At 63.9% G+C, this 1302-nt stretch carries 1 protein-coding gene; it reads left to right on the top strand.

The annotated features are described in order from the left end of the window. Window positions 1-1302: immunoglobulin-like domain-containing protein (locus AC1DIS_RS29990; protein WP_477781301.1), on the top strand; the 1302-nt coding region annotated here is incomplete at both ends.

The following is a 1302-nucleotide window of genomic DNA, read 5'->3' as shown; positions in this document are numbered from 1 at the left end:
AACTCGATCACCAACGTCAGCGGCGGCAATTACGAAAATCTGGTGGCGGACAAAACGCCGGTCAGCACCACCGTGACCGACACCGTCGACACCACCAACCTCAGCCTGAGCGCATCCAACTCGGTMGCCGAAGGYGGYCAGATCACTTACACCGCGACCCTGACCAACGCCRCCGGCACWCCGGTCACCGTRACCCTGAGCAACGGCGCCGTGATCACCATCGATACCGGTAAAACCACCGGCACCGTGACCGTCCCGGCTCCATCCGATGACGTTTACAAAGATGCCGGTACGGTCCAGGCCACCATTTCCACCGCCACCGGTGGCAGTTTCGAAAACCTGGTGCCGAGCACTGCCCCGGCAGTGACCACCGTCACCGACACGATCGACACCAGCACCGTTTCGCTGACTGCGACCRCGAACGTSGCCGAAGGYGGSACCGTGGTKTACACAGCGTCCGTATCGGCACCGGTCACCGGTTCGCCAGTGGTCGTGACCCTGTCCAATGGCCAGACAATCACCATTCCGGTCGGCGCGAGCAGCGGTTCTGTCAACTTCGTTGCACCCAACGATGCCTTGGCCGGCGGCAACTCCCTGAGCGTCAAGATCGACGAYGCCAAGGGCGGCAACTACGAGAAGCTGGAAGTCGACGGCAAGTCGGCGGATACCTCGGTGACCGACACMCCGGACACCACSAMYCTCAGCCTGAGCGCATCCAACTCGGTCGCCGAAGGCGGTCAGATCACTTACACCGCGACCCTGACCAACGCCGCCGGCACWCCGGTCACCGTRACCCTGAGCAAYGGCGCCGTGATCACCATCGACGCCGGTAAAACCACCGGCACCGTCACCGTCCCGGCTCCATCCGATGACGTTTACAAGGATGCGGGTACGGTCCAGGCGACCATCTCCACCGCCACCGGTGGCAATTTCGAGAACCTGGTGCCGAGCACTGCCCCGGCAGTGACCACCGTCACCGACACGATCGACACCACGACCGTGACCCTGAATGCCACCGCTTCGGCAGCCGAAGGCGGCACCGTCACTTACACCGCGACCGTCGGTGCGCCAGTGACTGGTAGCCCGGTCACCGTGTCCCTGGCCAACGGCCAGACGATCACCATCGACGTCGGCAAAACCACCGGTACCGTGACCACCGCCGCGCCGAACGACGCGTTGACCGGCCACGCTCCGCTGACCAACTCGATCACCAACGTCAGCGGCGGCAACTACGAGAACCTGGTGGCGGACAAAACGCCGGTCAGCACCACCGTGACCGACACCGTCGACACCACCAACCTC

Source organism: Pseudomonas sp. 05N433 (genome assembly GCF_056396925.1).
The sequence above is the reverse complement of the archived record's forward strand: the minus strand, read 5'-3'. Positions and strand labels throughout refer to the sequence as shown.